General features: G+C 68.4%; 21 protein-coding genes. 10 read left to right on the forward strand and 11 right to left on the reverse strand.

All coding sequences use genetic code 11. From position 1 onward, the window contains the following. Positions 1-52: 52 nt before the first annotated feature. Positions 53-433: a peptidase inhibitor family I36 protein gene (locus PYS65_RS16995; RefSeq protein WP_279334798.1), complete on the reverse strand. Its 381-nt coding sequence runs from the start codon at positions 431-433 to the stop codon at positions 53-55. Between the two features lie 1161 nt (positions 434-1594). Here PYS65_RS16995 and PYS65_RS17000 point away from each other — a divergent pair. Beyond that, a complete protein-coding gene (locus PYS65_RS17000; RefSeq protein WP_279334799.1) occupies positions 1595-2773 on the forward strand; it encodes a serine hydrolase domain-containing protein in 1179 nt (392 codons plus the stop codon). A gap of 117 nt (positions 2774-2890) precedes the next feature. Here the strand turns inward: PYS65_RS17000 and PYS65_RS17005 are convergent, their stop codons facing one another. Together PYS65_RS17005 and clpB are read right to left on the reverse strand one after the other, a co-directional pair. Next, positions 2891-3415, reverse strand: coding sequence for a type III secretion system chaperone family protein (locus tag PYS65_RS17005; RefSeq protein WP_279334800.1), 525 nt, complete (start codon positions 3413-3415; stop codon positions 2891-2893). A 188-nt stretch (positions 3416-3603) separates the two neighbouring features. After that, the gene (gene clpB / locus PYS65_RS17010; RefSeq protein ID WP_279334801.1) at positions 3604-6201 is read right to left on the reverse strand and encodes an ATP-dependent chaperone ClpB; all 2598 of its coding nucleotides are present in this window, start codon (positions 6199-6201) and stop codon (positions 3604-3606) included. Positions 6202-6351: 150 nt separating this feature from the next. On the opposite strand from clpB, the gene PYS65_RS17015 reads away from it, so the two are divergent. Next, entirely contained in the window at positions 6352-6768 is a 417-nt protein-coding gene (locus tag PYS65_RS17015) for a pyridoxamine 5'-phosphate oxidase family protein (protein ID WP_279334802.1), read from the forward strand. 184 nt (positions 6769-6952) lie between these two features. Here the strand turns inward: PYS65_RS17015 and PYS65_RS17020 are convergent, their stop codons facing one another. Continuing rightward, positions 6953-7288, reverse strand: a complete 336-nt coding sequence (locus tag PYS65_RS17020; RefSeq protein WP_279334803.1) for a hypothetical protein — start codon at positions 7286-7288, stop codon at positions 6953-6955. A 5-nt stretch (positions 7289-7293) separates the two neighbouring features. After that, the gene (locus tag PYS65_RS17025; protein ID WP_423836098.1) at positions 7294-7449 is read right to left on the reverse strand and encodes a hypothetical protein; all 156 of its coding nucleotides are present in this window, start codon (positions 7447-7449) and stop codon (positions 7294-7296) included. 156 nt (positions 7450-7605) lie between these two features. Here PYS65_RS17025 and PYS65_RS17030 point away from each other — a divergent pair, with 156 nt between their 5' ends. Continuing rightward, on the forward strand, positions 7606-8592 hold the full coding sequence (locus PYS65_RS17030) for a helix-turn-helix transcriptional regulator (RefSeq protein ID WP_279334805.1): 987 nt from the start codon (positions 7606-7608) through the stop codon (positions 8590-8592). Positions 8593-8615: 23 nt separating this feature from the next. Beyond that, positions 8616-9611 (forward strand): LuxR C-terminal-related transcriptional regulator, encoded by a 996-nt coding sequence (locus PYS65_RS17035; RefSeq protein ID WP_279334806.1) that lies wholly within the window; start codon positions 8616-8618, stop codon positions 9609-9611. On the opposite strand, the gene PYS65_RS17040 is transcribed toward PYS65_RS17035, so the two are convergent. Beyond that, a complete protein-coding gene (locus tag PYS65_RS17040) occupies positions 9574-10605 on the reverse strand; it encodes a helix-turn-helix transcriptional regulator (protein ID WP_279334807.1) in 1032 nt (343 codons plus the stop codon). The genes PYS65_RS17035 and PYS65_RS17040 overlap by 38 nt on opposite strands. 184 nt (positions 10606-10789) lie before the next feature. Here PYS65_RS17040 and PYS65_RS17045 point away from each other — a divergent pair, with 184 nt between their 5' ends. The 6 genes from PYS65_RS17045 (at position 10790) to PYS65_RS17070 (ending at position 15124) form a co-directional block, all read left to right on the forward strand. Beyond that, positions 10790-11260: a helix-turn-helix domain-containing protein gene (locus tag PYS65_RS17045; RefSeq protein WP_279334808.1), complete on the forward strand. Its 471-nt coding sequence runs from the start codon at positions 10790-10792 to the stop codon at positions 11258-11260. Positions 11261-11383: 123 nt separating this feature from the next. Next, complete coding sequence (locus tag PYS65_RS17050) at positions 11384-11809, forward strand: hypothetical protein (RefSeq protein ID WP_279334809.1); 426 nt, start codon at positions 11384-11386, stop codon at positions 11807-11809. A 64-nt stretch (positions 11810-11873) separates the two neighbouring features. Continuing rightward, complete coding sequence (locus PYS65_RS17055) at positions 11874-12140, forward strand: hypothetical protein (protein ID WP_279334810.1); 267 nt, start codon at positions 11874-11876, stop codon at positions 12138-12140. Continuing rightward, positions 12133-13050: an ABC transporter ATP-binding protein gene (locus tag PYS65_RS17060; RefSeq protein WP_279334811.1), complete on the forward strand. Its 918-nt coding sequence runs from the start codon at positions 12133-12135 to the stop codon at positions 13048-13050. Before PYS65_RS17055 ends, PYS65_RS17060 begins: the two co-directional genes overlap by 8 nt. Positions 13051-13058: 8 nt before the next feature. After that, entirely contained in the window at positions 13059-13943 is an 885-nt protein-coding gene (locus PYS65_RS17065) for a hypothetical protein (RefSeq protein ID WP_279334812.1), read from the forward strand. Between the two features lie 41 nt (positions 13944-13984). Next, positions 13985-15124, forward strand: coding sequence for a DUF418 domain-containing protein (locus PYS65_RS17070; protein WP_279334813.1), 1140 nt, complete (start codon positions 13985-13987; stop codon positions 15122-15124). 93 nt (positions 15125-15217) lie between these two features. Here the strand turns inward: PYS65_RS17070 and PYS65_RS17075 are convergent, their stop codons facing one another. The 5 genes from PYS65_RS17075 to dnaK all read right to left on the reverse strand — a co-directional run bounded on the left by PYS65_RS17075 (position 15218) and on the right by dnaK (position 20959). Further along, positions 15218-16324 carry a sugar ABC transporter substrate-binding protein gene (locus PYS65_RS17075; RefSeq protein ID WP_279334814.1) on the reverse strand — a complete coding sequence of 369 codons (1107 nt, stop codon included), beginning with the start codon at positions 16322-16324 and terminating at the stop codon, positions 15218-15220. Between the two features lie 377 nt (positions 16325-16701). Further along, entirely contained in the window at positions 16702-17154 is a 453-nt protein-coding gene (locus PYS65_RS17080; protein ID WP_202280005.1) for a heat shock protein transcriptional repressor HspR, read from the reverse strand. A gap of 5 nt (positions 17155-17159) precedes the next feature. Beyond that, positions 17160-18350 carry a molecular chaperone DnaJ gene (gene dnaJ, locus PYS65_RS17085; protein WP_279334815.1) on the reverse strand — a complete coding sequence of 397 codons (1191 nt, stop codon included), beginning with the start codon at positions 18348-18350 and terminating at the stop codon, positions 17160-17162. A gap of 90 nt (positions 18351-18440) precedes the next feature. Beyond that, a complete protein-coding gene (gene grpE, locus PYS65_RS17090; protein WP_279334816.1) occupies positions 18441-19112 on the reverse strand; it encodes a nucleotide exchange factor GrpE in 672 nt (223 codons plus the stop codon). Beyond that, a complete protein-coding gene (dnaK, locus tag PYS65_RS17095) occupies positions 19109-20959 on the reverse strand; it encodes a molecular chaperone DnaK (RefSeq protein WP_279334817.1) in 1851 nt (616 codons plus the stop codon). Before dnaK ends, grpE begins: the two co-directional genes overlap by 4 nt. Positions 20960-21248: the final 289 nt, after the last annotated feature.

Below are 21248 nucleotides of genomic sequence, written 5' to 3' on the forward strand. Positions count from 1 at the left end.
ACGGGGTGCTCACTGCTTCGGTTCCATGAGCACCGCCGTCCTCCGGGTGGTGTCAGCAGCCGCTGCCGACGCGAAGGGACGTCATCTTGTCGTTGAAGTGCGAGGCCACGGCCGCGTCGGAGCCGCCCGGCGCGACCGTGAACATGCACCCGACGTAGTTGGAGTGCTCGTAGACGCTGACCGTCTTACCGGTGCGGTTCCAGTACGAGGTCATGCGGTCGTTCATGTAGTCGCCCACATTGGGGTTCGACGAGGTGTAGTGCCTGAAGTCGCCCCGGTAGCTGGACTGCTCCCACACACAGAAGGATCCGGACGGGCACTGGGTGTAGTCGGCTGCCGCCGGACTCGCGGTCAGGAAAACGGTTCCCGCGGTGAGTGCCAGGGCCGCAGCGGCGGTCCATAAGCGCGAGGAGATGCTTCCGATTCGAGACATGCTTTTCCCCTTTTTGTTTTGCGGTCGACTGCACAGTACCGCAGCCGCAGCCGACGTGATCGGTACTTCGATAAGTGGCTGGACGGGATATGCTGCATGGCCGAATCGCCGGTATTTCCAAACCCGTGAGCACCGGACCTGCCATGAGGTAGGGGAGATCTCCGCCTGCGGCTTTCGACGGGATGCCGGGGGTGTTTCCCTTGGAGGTCTTCCTCGTGTCAGGCCGTGAGGCCGCCACGTCGGCCATTTCCGATCGGCGCTCCGTTCAACTTTCACCGGGACCACCGGGCTGGAGTCGGTTCCGCTCGGCATCGCGGACGCGATGCCGCCGGACACGGACCGGGACGGAGCACGGTGGGGCTTCGTAGTGCAGATCCCGTCATCGGTGGGCGTCGGGCAGGGCCGCCCGGTATCACTCCGCCTTCCGGTGAACGTGAAGCACCGGAGGCCATTCGGCGTCCATCGGATGTCGAGTGAAGGCGTACACCAGGATTACGGTCGAGGTCTCCGGGCTGACCGAATAGCGACCCCGGCTCCCACTGATGATTTCATGTTCCCACTACTCCGGTTCGAATCCCTTCCGTTCCTTGGTCGCACGCCTGCCGCACATCTGGTGTTGACGGTTCCGGTTGACACGCGACAGCGGATGACATTCCAGCCACTCAGCGGCGGGACGCTCGCCCGGTCGCCCTTCCTGAATTCACTCGCTCACCTCGGACGGGCCGAAGTCCACATCACCGAGCGGGCGGAGTGCTGCCCCGAGCTGGCCGGGGTCGGCGTCGTTGCGGGCAGTCGCCCGCCACGGAACGATCGCTCGGTGCACAGCCTCCCTGGCGCCCGGTGCAGCGGCGTCGGACAGCGTGAGCAGAAGCGACCTGGCGCCGTCCGCCTGCGTCATCAGAGCCGGAAACAGCCGGGACGCGGTGGTCGGATTCCCCTCGGCGCACTCCGCGTGTACGGCCGTGGTCGACACCGTGTCGGGCGCGTCCCGGTGTGTGACGCGCGGACACCCCGGAGCAGCAGCCCTGGCTGCCACGGCCTTCGGCTTCCGGGACAGGACGGCTCTGGTTTCTTCCGGGCCCGTGTCCATCCCGGTGGCCCCCGATGCGGCGGGGGGTCGGCCGGATGGGCGGTGGGGCGGGTTGTTCCTAGCCTCGGGGCATGGTTCTTCGTCGATTGTCGTTGTCCGCCGCTGTCCTGGCGCTGGCTGTGTCGGCCGTCCCGCCCGCCGTGGCCTCGCCGTCCGTGCCGCCTCCTTCGGCCGGGGACCGGTCCGTGCAGCAGGGCGCCGACGCGCTGCGTGATGCCGGGGTCACGGGGGTCTCGGTCCGGCTGGAGACTCCCCGGGGGACCGTCACCGCCCGCTCCGGTGTGGGGGACCTGGTCAGTGGCCGTCCGGTTCCCGAGGACGGCCATCTGCGTCTGGGCAGTGTCACCAAGACGTTCGTCGCGACCGTCGTGCTGCAACTGGTGGACGAGGGGCGGCTGTCGCTCGACCGGACGGTGGAGCGATTACTGCCCGGGGTGGTGACCGGCGCCGGCAACGACGGCGATGCGATCACGCTCCGCGACCTGCTGCAGCACACCAGCGGACTGTACGACTACACGGCCGACGTGTTCCCCGAGTACAGCGCCGCGACGTACTACGCCCACCGCCGGCACGCCTACCGGCCCGCGCAGCTGGTCGCCCTGGCCATGCGCCACGAGCCCGCCTTCCCGCCGGGAACGGACTGGGAGTACTCCAACACGAACTACGTCCTCGCCGGGATGATCATCGAGAAGGTCACCGGCCGCTCCTGGGAGCAGGAGGTCCGCGACCGCGTCCTGCGCCCCCTCGGACTGCGGCACACGGACATCCCCGGCACCCGGCCCTTCCTGCCGCAGCCGCACGCGGCCAACCACCAGCAGTTCACCCCGGACGGTCCGATGGTCGACACCACGATCCCCTACCGTCCCTTCGACCTCGGGGCCGACGGAGCGATGACCGGCACGGCCCGCGACCTCAACCGCTTCCTCACCGCCCTGGTCCGCGGCCGGCTGCTGGAACCCGCCACCCTCGCCGTCATGCGGACCACCGTCCCGATGCCCCGGGACAGTGACCATCCGGCGGGCACCCGAAGCGGCCTGGGGCTGTTCTTCACGCCCTTGTCCTGCGGCGGCGGGTACCTCGGTCACGGGGGAAGCGGATTCGGCTACCTCGTCCGGGCCGCCACCACGACGGACGGCCGGCGCAGCGTCACCGTCTCCGTGCACAGCCGCCCGGGAGACGCGGGCACGGCGGACCGCCAGGAGGAGGTTCTGCGCGACCTCGTCGACCGCGCCCTCTGCCGTCCCGTGTGAGAAGCGGTCGGACGGCGCCGGTCCGGCGGGGAGACCGAAGAAGCCCGGCTCCGGGGTGACCGTGGGGTCGCTCCGGGGCCGGGCTCCTTCACGCGTACGCGTGGGGAAAAGGGCTCCCTACTCGTCGTCGGGCTTCTCCGCGTCGTCGATCTCCTGCTCCAGGCCGAGCTGCTCGACGAGCCACTTGTCGAACTCGATCGCGGCCCGCACCCAGCTGACCGTCGAGGAGACGAAGTGCTCCAGGCTGACGCCCATGCCGATCAGCGTCTGGGCCTCACCGATGAGACGGACGGTGCCGTCGTCGTGGGTGTGGGTGTAGACCTTGGGCCACAGAGTGCGGCGGTTCCAGTCGTCGATCGACTCGAGCAGCTGCTGCTTCTCCTCGATCTGGTGCGGGCGGTCGTAGAAGGTCCGCACGGAGAAGATCTGCTGGTCGTCCTCCCCACGGAACATGAAGTAGGTGCGGAACTGCTCCCACGGCGCCGCGAGGTCACCCTCGTCGTCGACGACGTACTTGAGCTCCATCTGGTCGAGGAGCTGCTTCACGAGGTCCTGATCCGGGACGACGGGGCCCGCCGGTCCTTGGGGCTGCGGCTCGGGCTGGCCCCCGAAATTGGGAATCGAGGACGGGTCGATGGACATGCTGGGACTCTCCTGCGGTCGTCTGGCGTCCGGCCGTGGATGTGGGACCAGACGTATTCCCCACCCTCTCTCTCTTGCCCCGTGCCGGGCAACCTGCCTGGCCGATGGGCTTCGGCCATGGTCCGGTCTCCGTGATCACATCTCGTCGATCATGGAGACCGGACCGCCGGACCGGTGCCCCCGGACCGCTACAGCGTCTTGCCCGTGGCCGGGCCCACCAGGAGGCCCTCGCCGGAGCGGTCCACGCGGACCGTGTCGCCGTCCTTGATCTCGCCGGAGAGGATCTCCTTGGCCAGCCGGTCCCCGATAGCGGTCTGCACCAGCCGGCGCAGCGGACGGGCGCCGTAGGCCGGGTCCATGCCCTCCTCCGCCAGCCAGGCCAGCGCCTCGGGGGTGATGTCCAGGGTGAGCCGGCGTTCGGCGAGGCGCTTGGCCAGCCGGTCGAGCTGCAGTGCGGCGATGCGCTCCAGCTCGGCCTTGGTCAGCGCGGAGAAGACGACCAGGTCGTCGAGCCGGTTGAGGAACTCCGGCTTGAAGGAGGACCGGACCACTTCCAGGACCTGTTCCTTCTTCTGCTCCTCGGTGCTGATCGGGTCGACCAGGAACTGGCTGCCCAGGTTGGACGTGAGCACCAGGATCGTGTTGCGGAAGTCGACCGTGCGGCCCTGGCCGTCGGTGAGCCGCCCGTCGTCGAGGACCTGGAGCAGGATGTCGAAGACCTCGTGGTGGGCCTTCTCCACCTCGTCGAGCAGCACCACGCTGTAGGGGCGGCGGCGCACGGCCTCGGTCAGCTGGCCGCCCTCCTCGTAGCCGACGTAGCCGGGCGGGGCGCCGACCAGGCGGGCCACGCTGTGCTTCTCGCTGTACTCCGACATGTCGATGCGGACCATCGCCCGCTCGTCGTCGAAGAGGAAGTCGGCGAGCGCCTTGGCCAGTTCGGTCTTGCCGACGCCGGTGGGGCCGAGGAAGAGGAAGGAACCGGTGGGCCGGTCCGGGTCGGCGATCCCGGCGCGGCTGCGGCGCACGGCGTCGGAGACCGCCCGTACTGCCTCGAGCTGGCCGATGAGCCGCTTGCCCAGCTCCTCCTCCATGCGCAGCAGCTTCTGCGTCTCGCCCTCCAGCAGGCGGCCGGCGGGGATGCCGGTCCAGGAGGCGACGACGTCGGCGATGTCGTCGGCGCCGACCTCCTCCTTGACCATGGTGTCCTTGGCAACCTCTTCCTCGGCCTCGGAGGCGGCCTCCAGGTCGCGCTCCAGGGCCGGGATCTCGCCGTAGAGGAGCTTGGAGGCGGTGTCGAAGTCGCCTTCGCGCTGGGCCCGTTCGGCCTGGCCGCGCAGGTCGTCGAGCTTCTCCTTCAGTTCGCCGACGCGGTTGAGGGACTGCTTCTCCTTCTCCCAGCGGGCGGTGAGGTGGCGCAGTTCCTCCTCCCTGTCGGCGAGGTCGCGGCGCAGTTTCTCCAGGCGCTCGCGGGAGGCGGCGTCGGTCTCCTTGCCGATCGCCAGTTCCTCCATCCTCAACCGGTCGACGGAGCGCTGGAGTTCGTCGATCTCGACGGGCGAGGAGTCGATCTCCATACGGAGGCGGGAAGCCGCCTCGTCGACGAGGTCGATGGCCTTGTCGGGCAGGAAGCGGGAGGTGATGTAGCGGTCGGAGAGGGTGGCGGCGGCCACCAGGGCGCTGTCGGCGATCTGGACCTTGTGGTGGGCCTCGTAGCGGCCCTTCAGGCCGCGCAGGATGGCGATGGAGTCCTCGACGGACGGTTCGGCGACCAGCACCTGCTGGAAGCGCCGCTCGAGCGCCGGGTCCTTCTCGATCCGCTCGCGGTACTCGTCGAGGGTGGTGGCGCCGACCATGCGCAGTTCACCGCGGGCGAGCATCGGCTTGAGCATGTTGCCGGCGTCCATGGCGGAGTCGCCGCCGGCGCCCGCGCCGACGACCGTGTGCAGCTCGTCGATGAAGGTGATGATCTGCCCGTCGGATTCCTTGATCTCCGCGAGGACGGTCTTCAGCCGCTCCTCGAACTCACCGCGGTACTTGGCCCCGGCGACCATCGCCCCCAGGTCGAGCGCGACGAGCCGCTTGTTCTTCAGCGACTCGGGCACGTCGCCCTTGACGATCCGCTGGGCGAGCCCCTCGACGACGGCGGTCTTGCCGACGCCGGGCTCACCGATGAGGACGGGGTTGTTCTTGGTGCGGCGGGAGAGCACCTGCACGACCCGCCGGATCTCCTGGTCCCGTCCGATGACCGGGTCGAGCCTGCCCTCGCGGGCGGATTCCGTGAGGTCGGTCCCGAACTTCTCCAGGGCCTTGTACTGGCCCTCCGGGTCGGCTGTCGTCACCCGGCGTGCTCCTCTCGCCTGCTGAAAGGCATCCTGCAGTTTCTTCGCGGTGGCGCCCTGCCCCGTCAGCACCTCGCCGGCGGCGCCGCCCTTCGCGGCGATGCCGAGGAGCAGGTGCTCGGTGGAGAGGTACTCGTCCCCCAGGTCACGCGCGCGGGACTGGGCGTCGGCGATGACGGCGAGCAGCTCGCGGTTCGGCTGGGGCGGCGCGACGGTGGACCCGGTGACGCTCGGCAGGCCGGCGAGGACGCGCTCGGCTCCGGCCCGTACGGCCGCCTGGTCGGCGTCGACCGCGGCGAGCAGGTCCGTGATGTTCTCGTTGTCCTGGCCCTGCAGCAGGGCGAGCAGCAGATGGGCGGGGGTGAGGTCGGGGTGCCCCTCGGTCACGGCCCGGTTCCCGGCGGCGTTGATCGCTTCCCGGCTCCGGTTGGTCAGCTCGGCGTCCACGTGTCCGTTCTCCTCCTTGCGACGACCGTGCAGCGGTCCTCATGGCCGGCTCGGCAGCCCGGCCTGGCTGACTCGGTCAGCGTACACAAACTTGAGTCTATTCCACTCAAGGCGGGAGCGGGAGTGCAGCAGGGGCTAGGTTCCGGGGTCATGAACCACTCGTACTCGGTGGATCCGGGCGATCCGGACGCCCCGTATCTCAGCTTCTGGCGCGAACGGCACCTGTGCACGCTGACCACCCTCCGCCCGGACGGCACCCCGCATCTGGTACCCGTCGGAGTGACCTACGACCCCGGGGCACGGCTTGCTCGGGTGATCACGAACAAGGAGAGCGCGAAGGTGCGCCATGTGCTGGCGGCGGGGCCGGAGGGCGCGGCCGTCGCGGTCTGCCAGGTGGACGGCCGGCGATGGGCGACGCTGGAGGGGCGGGCCGTGGTCCGCTCCGAGCGGGAGCACGTCGAGGAGGCGGAGCGGCGGTACGCGGAACGCTACGGACGGCAGCCGTCGCCGAACCCGTCCCGGGTCGCCATCGAGATCACGCTCACCCGTGCGATGGGGCGCGGATGACGCGGAGGGGCGAGCGGGCGGGCGAGGGCCGTCCGGACCGTCGGGCGTCGAGTTCCGGCCATCGGGCGATCGTCCGATACCCGTAGATGTCCCCTAAAACTGCAGTGGCGTCACCGTGTTCAGGTCACGGTGACGCCACTGCGGGGGAAGCACCTGCGCGATCTTTTACGACGGGGGAATCGCGTCAGGCACTGCGGGGGGTGGCCGAGACGGTCCGGTGGGCAGGGGAGTCGGACTCCATCTGCTCATGGTCCCGCTGGTCGAGGTTCACAAAGATCATTCCGTACCGGATGGCACACCGCACGGGCTGCGGCGCCCCCCGAGGGCGCCGCAGGCACCGGTACGCCCGCACGTCCCCGTCCTCGTCGCGCGTGACCACGACCGGCTCACCGAACACGGTCACCATCAACGAGTCACCGCTGTGGGGGATGGCGGTGACCAGGTCGATGAAGTGCCAGCCCGATCGGTAGGCGGTGGCCATCTCGCGGCGGAAGGAACGGTCGTCGGGTGGTGTGGTCATCGCTATCAGTCCCAGGTGCTGTCGGCCGGGAAGACCGGCGGCTCGCCCTCGACGGCCACGGAAGACCGAGTGCTGCCCACATGGTGCGCGTCGCCCTCCGCGCCGGAGAGGCTGGCCAGCGTGCCGAAAGCCACAACGGCGGAGAAAGCGGCGACAAGCACCGAGCGAAGCATTCTGTTACGCATAGTCGGCTTCGTCCTCACTTGAAGGTCCCCTCTATCCCCCGTCACATAAGACGATGGCTCATTCGGGCACGTCATGGCCACACAATCGGTGCATCATGTTCCTGCACGTTCAGGACCCTGGGGGGTGGAGATTTGGCAACAAACGGAACTAAGGCGACACATCCCCATTCCGTGACCACGCTGTGTCTGGAGGGGAGCCGCCTCTACGCGGACGCCCTCCGTGCCGGACACATACTGCGCACGGACGTCGAGATCGCCCCCTGTCTGATGGAGCTTGCTCTCCTGCACCCCGATCCCGACGACCCGAGCCGGCTGCGGCCGGTGCCCCCGTCGGTGGCCCTGGCGCAGCGGCTCAACCCCATCGAGCGTGAGATCACCGAACGGCGCCGGCTGTCCATCACGCTCGCCGAGGCCTTCGAGCCATTCATGGACATCAGCACGCAGGAAACCAGTCCGCCCCACTCCATCACCGTGCTGGAGGGCCTCGACCGCATCAACACCGCACTCGACCTGGCGACCGCCCAGTGCCACTCCGAGATGCTCACGGTGCAGCCGAGCGGCCACCGCCGCCCCGAGAACCGGCTTCTGGAAGCACTGGAACGGGACAGGCCGTTGATCGAACGCGGAGTGCGGATACGAACGCTCTACCAGCACACCGCCCGGTTCAGTCCGGACCGGCTCGCCTACGTCGACCACTTCACCGACGGCAAGGTGGAGTACCGCACCATCGACGAACTCGTCGAACGGCTCGTCATCTGTGACGAGACCGTCGCCTTCATCCCCATCAGCGAGGACCGGCAAGTGGCCCTGGAACTCCGCCACCCCGGGCTGGTCCGCTATCTGGTCAAGGTCTTCGAGTTCATGTGGAACCGAGCCGTCCCGCTCAGTGCCGGTGCTCCCTATGAGACCGCCCCCGACGGCATCACCGAGATCCAGCATTCCATAGCGAAACTGCTCGTCGAGGGCCACGTCGACGAGGCGATCGCACGCCGTCTCGGCATGAATGTACGCACCTGCCGTGCCCACATAGCCAAGCTGGCCTCCGCCCTCGGGAGCGGTAGCCGGGCCCAACTCGGTTACCTGATCGCCCAGTCGGGGATTCTCAACCAAAACCAGTGAAGCCCAGGAGGTGCAAGCCCGGCGTGACTGCATGCACGCGTGATCACGAAGCGGAGGAACTGTGCGACTCGGGCGCCGAACTGTACGCCCGGGCACTACGTGACGGTCCGCTGCCCGCCGAAGAGGCTCGCGAGACGCCCTGCCCGGTCGACACCGGGCTGCTCCGCCCCTCCCTTGACGACCCCGGCCGGCTGGTGCCCGTCCCGCCGACGGTCGCCCTGCACCGACTGCTGCGATTTTCCGGAGAACGCGTCGCGGCCCAGCGGCGGCGGGAAGAACGGCTGACCGAGGTCTTCCAGCAGCTCATACGGATCGGTGAACCGTGCGCGGAGGAGACGGGAGCTCCCACGCTCAGTGTTCTCAACGGCCAGGAGCGGATCAACGGCGCCGTCGCCGAGGCGCTGGGGGAAGGGACGACGGAGCTCCTCTGCATACAGCCCCACATCCATTACCACACGTCCGAGGACGCGAGAACGGCTCAGGCCGCGGCCATGGTTCGTGACCAGGAGTTCCTCGACCGCGGCGGCAGGATCCGCGTGCTCTACCCGCATACGCAGCGGCACATACCCCTGGTCGTCGCCCGTTACGAGCAGTTGAAGGGCGACGCTCAGGCACGCACCCTGGACGAGGTCGCCGGCCGCCTGATCATCATCGACGGGACGGTCGCCTACATCCCCGGTGACCGAGAAGCAGAACGCAGCGTCGCGTTGGAGATCCGGCACCCGGCCGTCATCACCTATCTGGTCAACATGTTCGACCGCTTCTGGCGACTGGCGACCCCCATGCACCCCCGAGCCGTCCAGCCGCCGTCCCTCAACGGCATCACCGCCCGCCAGCGGGCGATCGCCCGCTTCCTCGTCGAAGGCCACACGGATGCCGTCATCGCCGACCGCCTCGGCATGAACGTCCGCACCGCCCGTGTCCACATCGCCAAGCTCGCCTCGACGCTGGGCAGTCGGAGCCGGGCGCAGCTGGGCTATCTCATCGGGCAGTCCGGAATTCTCGACCGGGCAGAGTGACCGCCGGCCCCCGCGCCCCGTCCAGGCCCGCCTGCGCGATCCGCACCCCCAGCTGCGTACGGCTCGCCGCGCCCAGCGTCTCCGAGAGACGGGCGATGTGCGCCCGGCAGGTGCGCACGCTGATGCCGAGGCGTTCCGCTATCACCGCGTCCTGGTGGCCCTCCGCCAGCAGCGCCGCGATGGACCGCTCCCGGTGCGAGATGCCCTCGATGCCGGTGTCGGGCAGCGGGGCGGTCAGCGGGATGGCGAGGCGCCACAGGCGCTCGAAGACCGTGCCCAGGTACTCCACCAGCGCCGGGTGGCGCAGCTCCAGCGCCATGGTGCGCTCGGAGTTGGCGGGGATGAAGGCGACCGTGCGGTCGAACAGGATCAGCCTCTCGGTCACCTCGTCCAGGGTCCGCGCCTCCACCGCGTCGCCCATCAGCTCCAGGTAGGTGTGCAGGCCCTGGCCGTGCCGGGCCACATGCGTGTAGAGGTCCCGCATCCGCACCCCCCGCCCGCGCAGCGCCGTCGCCCGGTGCAGGCCCTCCGACAGCTCCGCCTCACGCCGGATACCGCCCGGCTGGACGGTGAGCACCTCGGTGGTGCACGCCTGCGTCGCCTCGTCCATCGCGGCCTGGATGCGGGCCAGCCCGTCCAGCACCCGGATCGCCGGGCCCTCCCTGGCCGAGGGGGAGGCGGGCGGCTGGGGGCCGAGGCCGGTGTACCACTCGAACGCCGCGACGACCGAGCCCACCCGGCGCCGGCTCGCGCTGACCTCCTCGTACATCCCGCGCAGCAGCCGCGTCATGACCTCCTGCGGGGCGGTCGGCACCAGCCAGTCCATGTCGTCCGGGTCCGGGTGCAGCAGGGCGAGTTCCAGCAGACAGGGCACCGGCGCCGCGTCCCGGCGCGGCACCCGGCCGCGCCGTACGGCCCGGGAGTACACGCGGTCCCCGGAGTCGCACAGCCGGTCAGCACCGTGCGGATGCTCGTCCGTCCCGCGCCCGGCCATCGCCCCGTCCCACCCCCTGGTCCGCCACTTTCCGATGCGCCACTATGCGCGGCCGCACCCGGCTCCGCAACACGGCTCGGTCACACGGACACCCCTTTTCAGGATTTTAATCACCGTATATCAACCCCCACTGAATGCCTCATTGCAACAAGATGAGGGTGGCGTCCGGGCACGTGGTGGTGCGATGGTCGATGATCACTCAGGGATTCCGTCGGGTACCTGGCGCCGCCGCGACCACGGCGACAGCCGCTGCACCGACGCACCACGGGGAGGGGAAACCACTGTGACCAGGTGGGATGTCAAAAATTCGGCCAGCAAAGCTGGTTTGCCAATTTCTTCCGAGGAGGACCACAGGACGAAGAGCGACGTCGCGCCCAGCGGCGCCGGAACAGCCCAGGAAACAGCAGGCCGTCTCCGCGCCTCACAGAATTTCGACTTCGACCAACTGACGGACCGGGAGCGCCAGGTCCTCGCACTTCTCGCTGACGGCCCGTCCAATCGCGTGATCGCCAGACGGCTCGGCATAGCGGAACGCACCGCAAAAGCGCATCTGACAAATCTGATGCGAAAGCTGAACATTCAAACGCGGCTCGAAGCAGCTTTGATCTCCAATCTGCACAGAGAAGGCAGCCGCTTCTTCGAGGAGTGCCCTTAAGGGCTATGCCCCAAGGTCCAATGGGCAGAACAGCCTTCTGTGCGGCACCTTTATTCCCGTCGGCCGGACAGGCCGACCGGGCGACCCGCCTTGGGCGCCTCAATGGAATTAAGGGGAGGAACTATGCACAAGAAGACACGCGCGGTCGCCGCTTCGGTGGTCGCCGCTGTGGCTCTGGGTGTGGCTGCACCCGCAGCGTCGGCCGTTTCCGCTCAGCGGACCGTTGCCGCTGTCGCGTCGTCGCACGGTGTCGCCGCGCCGGCGGCCGCGGTGGAGGTGTATCCCGAGGTCGAGCTCAGCTCCGAGGCCTCGGCCCGTGCGGAGGGGGAGCGGGTCGCGCAGGGCAAGCTCAGCGCGCTCAAGGAGCTGCTCAAGAAGAGCAAGCCGCTGTTCAAGGAAGCCGTGAAGGCCGCGAAGAAGGGGAAGGCCGCCTTCGACAAGTGGGTCAACAGCCTTTCGAACCTCAATCCTGTGAAGTGGGCGATCAAGGCGTCGCCGAGCTACATCATCACTGAGCTGATCGCCTGGCTGGCCCAGCAGGTCATCTGATCGAACGAAGCGGGGCTCCTCCCAGGTCTCGGGGAGGAGCCCCGCTCTAGAGGGGGAGGAACATATGAAGAAGCCGATCGGACAGACAGTCGCGGACAACATGTGGGGAATGGCGGCGTTGTTCGTCTGCGCTTCTTTCATTTTGTTTGTTTTCATCCGCACCGAGAACGCAAGAACGGTCGGCTGGGTCCTCTACTACTGCGGCTGGATTCCGCCCGTGAGCATGAGCCTCTGGTGTCTGGTACGGCGGGAAAGGCTCGGCATCGGCGCCCTGTTTTCATTCACCCTGCTCATCGTGTCCGGATTTCTCTTCTGGTTGAACCATGGCTGACCTGAAAGCCCCGTCGCCTTTGGTGACCGCCCAGGGACTGACCAAAGATTTCCGCGGACACCGAGTTCTTTCCGGCGTTTGCCTGCAATTGTTCCCGCACCGGGTGACCGGATTCCTCGGGGCGAACGGGGCGGGAAAGACCACGGCCATCCGGATGATGCTCGGTCTGTTGCCGGGGAGCGGCGAAACGCTTTTCATGGGGCGCTCCCTCGCTCAGTGGCGTGCTCCGGCCGAGGTGGTCGGCGCAGTTCTCGGCGGCGTCGCCGGACACCCCGAGCACTCGGTGCGGATGCACTTGAGGATGGTGGCCGCCGGCATCGGCGTTCCAGGTACACGTGAGGACGAGGTCTTGAGCAGGGTCGGCATGCAGGAGGCCGCCGGGCTGCGCCTCGGGCGTCTTTCCCTCGGCATGGGTCAGCGCGTGGCGATCGCGCAGGCGCTCCTCGGCGATCCCCGTGTCCTGATCCTCGATGAGCCGACCAACGGACTCGACCCGCACTCCGTGCGTTGGCTGCGTGTCTTCCTCCGGGACTTCGCCGACGACGGTCGTGCCGTTCTGGTGTCGAGCCATCAGCTGGCCGAGATGGAGCAGTTGGCCGACGAGGTCGTCGTCCTGGCGAGGGGCCGAGTCGTCGCCGACACATCCATGGCAGAGCTCTCCGGGATCGCTCACGGACGAGTCGGCGTTCAGAGCCCCGCACTGGACAAGTTGACTCAACTGGTCGAGCAACAAGGCGGGACCCTCAAGGTCACCGGTCCCGGTACCGCCGGCATCACAGGGTTGTCGAGGTTCCAGGTCGGGGACCTGGCGGCCGAACACTCGGTGCCGTTGCACTGGTTGGACGAACGACTGACCTCGTTGGAGGAGTTCTACCTGTCCGTCGCCGATCAGGAGTTCGAGAGCCGATGAGGTCCCTGATGACCGACAAGGCGGACACCGCCTCCCATGACCGCGCGGTCCCGGTCGTCCCCCCGGCCGGGACCGCGCTCAAACGGGCTCTGAACTTCGAATGGCTGAGGTTGAAGGGCCTGCGCTCGACCTGGGCGGTGCTGGGGGCGCTGACCGTTCTGGCTCTGCTCAACGGCGTGCTGCTCCCGATGGAGGCCGGCGAGCCGGAGGGAGGAGGTCAGCCCTTCGTCGACGTCGCCCGGCTCGTCGAGACACTGCAGTTCAACGCAATTGCCATGCAACTCCCCCTCAGTGCTTGGCTTTTGGTGTTCGTGTTCGGAACCGGCCCGATCGCTTCGGAGTTCAGGCACCAGACGGCGCGCACGGCCTGGTTGACGGTGGGTGGCCGTGGCCTGTCATATACGGCCAAGCTCCTCGTGGGTGCGCTGGGCGCGCTGACCGGTTCCACCGTTGGCCTCGGCATCAGCATCGGCGCAGGCTCGACCGCCCTTGCCGTGCGAGGACTGCCACAACCCGACTGGTCGGCGGCCTCCGGCCCCCTGCTGAGATACCTGATCATCATGACGTTCCTGCCGGTATTGGCCGGAGGCCTGGCTGCGTTGGTCCGAAGCCGACTGGTGACGGTGCTCTCCATCGCCCTGTGGCCGCTTCTCCTCGAGCGGATGTTCGGCCTGGCCGTCGCATCGGTCACAGGTGCCGACGAGGTCCGGTCGTGGCTCCCGTTCGCAGCCGCCCGGGCGGCGATGAACGGTGCGGAGCAACCGGACGGGTTCACCGAGGCGCTGATCGGCAGCGACCTGGCCCCCTTGACGGGTCTGAGCACATTCTGCTTCTACGCGACCGTTCTCGCGTGCTGTGGTTGGCTGGGCTACCGGCGGCGGGCGGTCTCGTGAGCCGCCCGAGCACATCGGTGTCCACACGACGTCTGCCTGCCGTGGACGCGCTCCGGGGACTGGCCCTGCTGGGGATCCTCATGGTCAACAGCACGCAGATCATGGACCCCTATGCGTCGGAGGGGATCCGCGAGCCCGGCGCGGCCTTTGTGGACGGTTTCGCCATGTGGCTGGTGACGGCACTGGCCGCCACCAAGTTCTACCTGCTGTTCTCGTTCCTGTTCGGCTACAGCTTCACCCTCCAGAAGGCCTCGGCCGACCGGGAGAACGCGGACTTCACACCACGTTTCCTGCGCCGGTCACTGGGCCTGCTGGTGCTGGGCCTGGCGCACGCCGTGCTGCTGTACAACGGCGACATCCTCATGACCTACGGCCTGCTCGGGCTGCTCCTCCTGTGCGCCGGGCGGATCACACCGGCCACCGCGGTGAGGAGCGCCGTCTGGATCTACGGGGTCTTCGGTCTCGCCCTGATGGGCCTGGGCGCACTCGCGGCATTCGACCCAGGCGGAGGTGGCGCCGAGAAGGAGAAGATCGCAGAAGCCGTGAGCGCCTACCGCGGCGATGCGGGCACGGTCCTCCAAGCGAATCTGGACCGCTTGCCGGATGCCGTCCTCGGTGTTCTCATCATGGCTCCCGGGGTTTTCGCCGCCTTCCTCCTCGGGCTGGCCGCAGGCAAGCGGAACCTGCTTTCCCGCGACGGCACGTCCCGTTCCCGGCTGGTCCGGGGCGCCGCCGTCGGACTGATCGTCGGGGTGCCGGGAGCGCTCTTCTTCGCATCCGCCTCGGTGGGGCCGCTCGATGAGCGGTGGCAGTACCTGGGACTCGGCGTGGGAATACTGACGGCTCCCGCCCTGACGTGTGCTTACGCCTGCCTGCTGCTGCTCTTGCTCCGTTCGCCGTGGGGAGACGGGGCCCGGCGGTGGCTCGCCCCGGCGGGCCGGATGGCGCTGACGAACTACCTGACGCAGTCCGTGGTCCTGACCGTCCTCGCCACCGCCTACGGTTTCTCCCTCTACGGGCGCATGGGCACGGCCGCGCTGATGGTGCTGGTGTGCGCCGTGTACGGCGTTCAACTCGCGATCAGCGACGCATGGTCGCGGCGGTTTCGGCACGGCCCCGCCGAGTGGTTGCTCCGGATCATCACCCTGGCAGGCACGGCGCAAGGACGTGCCGATCGGTGAGAGCTGCGGCCTCCCGAGGACGGGACGGCCGAACAGCAACGGCCTCCCGCGTCACCGGATCGCGGGCCGGGCGACGCGGGAGGCCGTCCAATGTCACTTCAGGCCGACCGCGTCGCACGCCTCCTTGTACTGCGCCGTGCAGATGTCCGCCACCTTGTAGAACCCGTCGGAGATGACCGTGTTCTTGATGTTGTCCTTCGTCAGGGCCACCACGGGCACGAGCTGCGCCGGGATGTCCTTGTCCGTGGGGCTGTCCACCCGCTCACGGGTCAGCGCGTCGAACTGGATGCCCTTGCCCTGGACCCGCGCCACGGCCATCTCCGCGGCGTTGTCGGCCTCCAGCGGGTAGGACTTGTAGACACTCATGAACTGCTCGCCCGCGATGATCCGCTGCACTCCCGCCAGTTCGGCGTCCTGGCCGGTGATCGGGGGCAGCTCGGTCACACCGGCGTTCTTGAGCGCCTTGACGATGGCGCCCGCCATGGTGTCGTTGGCCGAGTAGACGGCGGCGATGTCGTCCTTGCCGATCGCGTTGATCGCCTCGACCATGTTGGCCTCGGCGTTCTCCGGCGACCAGTCCTCGGTGTCGTAGGACTTGGCGATGGTGACCTTGCCCTTGAGCTCCGACAGCGCGCCCGCCTTGAACTGCTTGGCGTTCGGGTCGGTCGGGGAGCCGTTCATCATGACGATCTTGCTGGTGGCCGCCCCGTCGCCGCCGAGCTTCTCCAGCAGGGAACGGCCCTGGACCTCGCCGACCAGCTCGTTGTCGAAGGAGATGTACGCGTCGATCGGGCCCTCGGCCAGCCGGTCGTAGGCGATGACCGGGATGCCTGCGTCCTTGGCCTTCTTCACGTCCTCGGCGATGGCCTTCGAGTCGACCGCGTCCAGCACGATGACGTCGACCCTGTCGTCGATCATCTGCTGCATCTGGCTCGACTGCTTGTCGGCGTCCGCCTCGGCGTTGGCGTAGGCGACCTTCCCCTTGTCGTTGGTGAGCGACTCCACCTTCTTCTTGAAGATGGGGTAGTCGAACTGCTCGTACCGGGTGTTGGCCTTCTCCGGGAGCAGGAGTCCGACCGTGATGTCGTTCCCCTTCGTGGGGCTCGCGTCGTCGCTACTCCCTGTCGCGTTGATCACTCCGCAACCGGCAAGCATGACGGACATCGAGGTGGCGGCCACTGATATGGCGATACGACGCATGCGAGGGCTCACTTCAGGTGCGTTTTGGGCGTGGGCACAACATTGCGGCCCATGTGACTGAAAAGCCAACGCTTCAGCCACCACTGGCGTCAAGAGCAACTACTTAACGAGATGAACACGACACGGTGCGCTGAAGTCGTGAGGGGCCGGCGAAAGACTCGCACAGATCCCCTGGAGAAGCACACATCCGCTGATCACAGGCGTGCGCGGGGCGCACGGGACGGGGAGTGAGGGGATGTCAGCCGCGTGCACACACGTGAAGGGCCTGGAGGTTCGGACGAACCTCCAGGCCCTTCAGGACACTTCACTTTTCGGCCAAACGGAACTTTCCCGTCAGCCGGACCACCTGGCCGAACCACCCGGCCGGGTCGGTCGGGTCAGTCGGGCTGCTGCTGACGCTTCGGCCGCCACACCACCAGCGCGCTGGTCTGCTGCACCTCCTGATACGGCACCAGGTCCCGGCGGTACGACGCGTGCACCGCGGCCTCGCGCTGCCGCATGGTCGCCGCCGCGCCGTCCAGCGCGCCCTCCAGCTCCGCCACCCGGGCCTGCAGCGCGGCGACCTGGTTCTCCAGTTCGATGATGCGCTTGATGCCGGCCAGGTTGATGCCCTCCGCCTGCGACAGCTGCTGCACCTGACGGAGCAGCTCGATGTCACGGGCCGAGTAGCGGCGGCCCCGGCCGGCGGCACGGTCCGGCGAGACCAGCCCCAGCCTGTCGTACTGGCGCAGGGTCTGCGGATGCAGACCGGAGAGCTGAGCCGCCACCGAAATGACGTAGACCGGTGTGTCCTGCGTCAGTTCGTACGGATTGCGTCGACGGCCGTCCATCTCCATCAAGCTCCCTTCGCGGCCTGGAACAGCTCCGCCCGCGGATCCTCACCCTCGGTCGCCTCGCGATACGCCTCCAGTGCATCACGAGCCTTCCCCGGCAGGTCCTTGGGAACACTCACCTCCACGGTGACCAGCAGATCGCCGCGCGAGCCGTCCTTGCGGACCGCTCCCTTGCCGCGGGCCCGCATGGTCCGCCCGTTGGGCGTGCCGGGAGGCAGCTTCAGCGTGACCGGCGGACCGCCGAGCGTCGGGACGCGGATCTCCCCGCCGAGGGCCGCCTCCGGGTAGGTGACCGGGACGGTGACGGTGAGATTGTCGTCCCGGCGGCCGAACACCGGGTGACTGCCGACGTGCACGACGACGTACAGGTCGCCCGCCGGACCGCCGCGCTCGCCCGGTGCGCCCTTGCCGCGCAGCCGGATCCGCTGGCCGTCGCTGACACCCGCCGGGATGCGCACCTGCATCGTCCGCGAGGACTTGGCCCGGCCGCTGCCCTTGCAGATGTCGCAGGGGTTCTCCGCGATCAGGCCCCGGCCCTTGCAGTCCGGGCACGGGTCGGTGAGCGAGAAGCCCCCGCCGCTGCCCCGGGCGACCTGCCCGGTGCCGACGCAGGTCGGGCACACGCGCGGTGTGCCGTTCTTGTCGCCGGTGCCCGAACAGCCCTTGCAGGCCTGCTGGGAGGACATCCGCAGCGGGACCGTCGCCCCCTCGATGGCCTCGGTGAAGCTCAGGGTGACCTCGGACTCGATGTCCTGGCCGCGCCGGGGCTGGGTGCGCGTGGTGCCGGTGCCGCCGCGGTTGAACAGCCCGCCGAAGACGTCACCTATCCCGCCGCCGAACCCGCCGGCGCCGGCCTGGCCGCCCTGCCCGCCCTGGCCGCCTCCGAAGAGGTCACCCAGGTCGAAGTTGAACGACCCGGCGCCGCCCGCCCCCGGACCCGGCCGGAAGCCACCGCCGCCGAAGAGCGACCGGGCCTCGTCGTACTCCTTGCGCTTCTTGGGGTCGCCGAGGACGTCGTTCGCCTCGGAGATCTCCTTGAACCGCTCCTCCGCCTTGGCGTTGCCCTTGTTGGCGTCCGGGTGGTACTCGCGGGCGAGCTTCCGGTACGCCTTCTTGATCTCGGCCTCGGTGGCGTCCTGAGGCACGCCGAGGACCTTGTAGTAGTCCTTCTCGATGAAGTCCTTGGTACTCATCCCCGACGTCCCTCCTTCCTTGCCCGCCGGGGCGGCCCGGCAGGTCCTGCCTGCCCGGCCCGCCCCGGCTTCCTCACGCCCGCTGAGGCGTCAGCCCTCCTGGGGGCCACCGGTCTCCTTTTCGTCCGCAGCCGCCTCGGTCTCCTCCTCGGCCGGCTTGCCCGGCTGGGCACCCGGCTGCGGCTCGGCCACGGCCACCCGCGCGGGGCGGATGGTGCGCTCACCGATGCGGTACCCGGGCTGCAGAATCGCCACGCACGTCGTCTCGGTGACGTCCGGGGCGTAGGAGTGCATCAGGGCCTCGTGGATCGTCGGGTCGAAGGGCTCGCCCTCCTTGCCGAACTGCTGCAGGCCCATCTTCGCCACGGTCGCCTCCAGCGACTCGGCGACGGACTTGAACCCGCCGACCAGTTCGCCGTGCTCCCGTGCGCGACCGACGTCGTCGAGCACGGGCAGGAGCTCGGTCATGAGGTTCACCACGGCGACCTCCTTGACCGCGATCCGGTCGCGCTCGACCCGGCGGCGGTAGTTCTGGTACTCGGCCTGGAGCCGCTGGAGGTCCGCGGTGCGCTCACCGAGCGCCGTACGCACCTGGTCCAGCTGGGCCACCAGCCCGGCATCGGGACTCGAGTCCCCGGCCGGGGCCGCCGCCTCCTCCGCGGAGGGGGTGGCGGCCTTCGGCTCGGCGTCGTCGGCCGGAACGCCTGAGGGGACGTCGGGCTGCTGCGACTGTTCGTCGAAGCCCGGGGTCTCCTCGGTCACGCCGCACCGTCCTTACGCTCGTCGTCCACGATCTCGGCGTCGACCACGTCGTCGTCCGCCCTGGCCCCGCCGGCACCCGCGTCGGCTCCGGCGCCGCCCGCGGCCTGGGAGGCCTGCGCGTCGGCGTACATGGCCTGGCCCAGCTTCTGCGAGACGGCGGCGACCTTCTCCGTGGCGGTGCGGATCTCGGCGGCGTCGTCGCCCTTGAGCTTCTCCTTCAGCTCGGCGACGGCGGCCTCGACCTCGGTCTTGATCTCGCCGGGAACCTTGTCCGCGTTGTCCGCGAGGAACTTCTCGGTCTGGTAGACGAGCTGTTCGCCCTGGTTGCGGGACTCGGCGGCCTCGCGGCGCTGGTGGTCCTCCTCCGCGTACCGCTCGGCCTCCTCACGCATGCGGTCGACCTCGTCCTTGGGGAGCGAGGAGCCGCCGGTGACGGTCATCTTCTGCTCCTTGCCGGTGCCGAGGTCCTTCGCCGTGACGTGCATGATGCCGTTGGCGTCGATGTCGAAGGAGACCTCGATCTGCGGGACGCCGCGCGGCGCCGGGGGCAGACCGGTCAGCTCGAACATACCGAGCTTCTTGTTGTACGCCGCGATCTCGCGCTCGCCCTGGTAGACCTGGATCTGCACCGACGGCTGGTTGTCCTCGGCCGTGGTGAAGATCTCGGAGCGCTTGGTCGGGATCGTGGTGTTGCGCTCGATCAGCTTGGTCATGATGCCGCCCTTGGTCTCGATGCCGAGGGACAGCGGGGTGACGTCGAGCAGCAGGACGTCCTTGACCTCGCCCTTGAGGACACCGGCCTGGAGCGCGGCACCGATCGAGACGACCTCGTCCGGGTTGACGCCCTTGTTGGCCTCCTTGCCGCCGGTCATCTCCTTGACGAGCTCGGCGACGGCGGGCATCCGGGTGGAACCACCGACGAGAACGACGTGGTCGATCTCGGACAGCGCGATGCCGGCGTCCTTGACGACGTTGTTGAACGGCGTCTTGCAGCGCTCCAGCAGGTCCGCGGTCAGCTGCTGGAACTGGGCGCGGGTCAGCTTCTCGTCGAGGTGCAGGGGGCCCTCGGCGGAGGCGGTGATGTAGGGCAGGTTGATCGTGGTCTCGGTGGACGCGGACAGCTCGATCTTGGCCTTCTCGGCGGCCTCACGGAGGCGCTGGAGCGCCATCTTGTCCTTGCCCAGGTCCACACCGTGCCCGGCCTGGAACTGCTTGACCAGGTAGTCGACGACGCGCTGGTCCCAGTCGTCACCACCGAGGTTGTTGTCACCGTTGGTGGCCTTCACCTCGACGACGCCGTCACCGATCTCCAGCAGCGAGACGTCGAACGTACCGCCACCGAGGTCGAAGACCAGGATGACCTGCTCGTCCTTGTCGAGGCCGTACGCCAGGGCGGCGGCCGTCGGCTCGTTGACGATGCGCAGCACCTTCAGGCCGGCGATCTCGCCGGCCTCCTTGGTCGCCTGGCGCTCCGCGTCGTTGAAGTACGCCGGGACGGTGATGACCGCGTCGGTCACCTTCTCGCCCAGGTACGCCTCGGCGTCCCGCTTCAGCTTCTGGAGCACGAAGGCGCTCATCTGCTGCGGGTTGAAGTCCTTGCCGTCCAGGTTGATCTTCCAGTCGGTGCCCATGTGGCGCTTGACCGACCGGATGGTCCTGTCGACGTTGGTCACGGCCTGGCGCTTGGCCACCTCACCGACCAGCACCTCGCCGTTCTTCGCGAAGGCGACGACGGAAGGCGTGGTCCTGGCGCCCTCAGCGTTGGTGATGACGGTGGGCTCACCGCCTTCCAGAACGCTGACGACGGAGTTAGTCGTGCCCAGGTCGATGCCGACCGCACGTGCCATTTCGATTCCTCCAGCTGACTTGAGTGGAACAGACTCAAGCATGCCTGACGTCCGGCGCGGGGTCAACAGAGCTGAGTCGGGCAGACTCAACTCTTATCCGCTCCTTACGCGCAAGGAAGGGCAGGCCTGCACACCCGGGGCATCGACGCCCGCACGGGAACGGCTCCGAGGCGGGCGGACACGGGCCTCGAGCCGACGGCCCACGAACACAGACCTACGGACACAAGTGTGCGGCACGGATATAAGTTAGTGACGTATGCCCCGATTTACGGGGCGTGATGCGGTCACC

It is taken from the genome of Streptomyces cathayae, from assembly GCF_029760955.1.
Classification (GTDB): Bacteria; Actinomycetota; Actinomycetes; order Streptomycetales; family Streptomycetaceae; genus Streptomyces; species Streptomyces cathayae.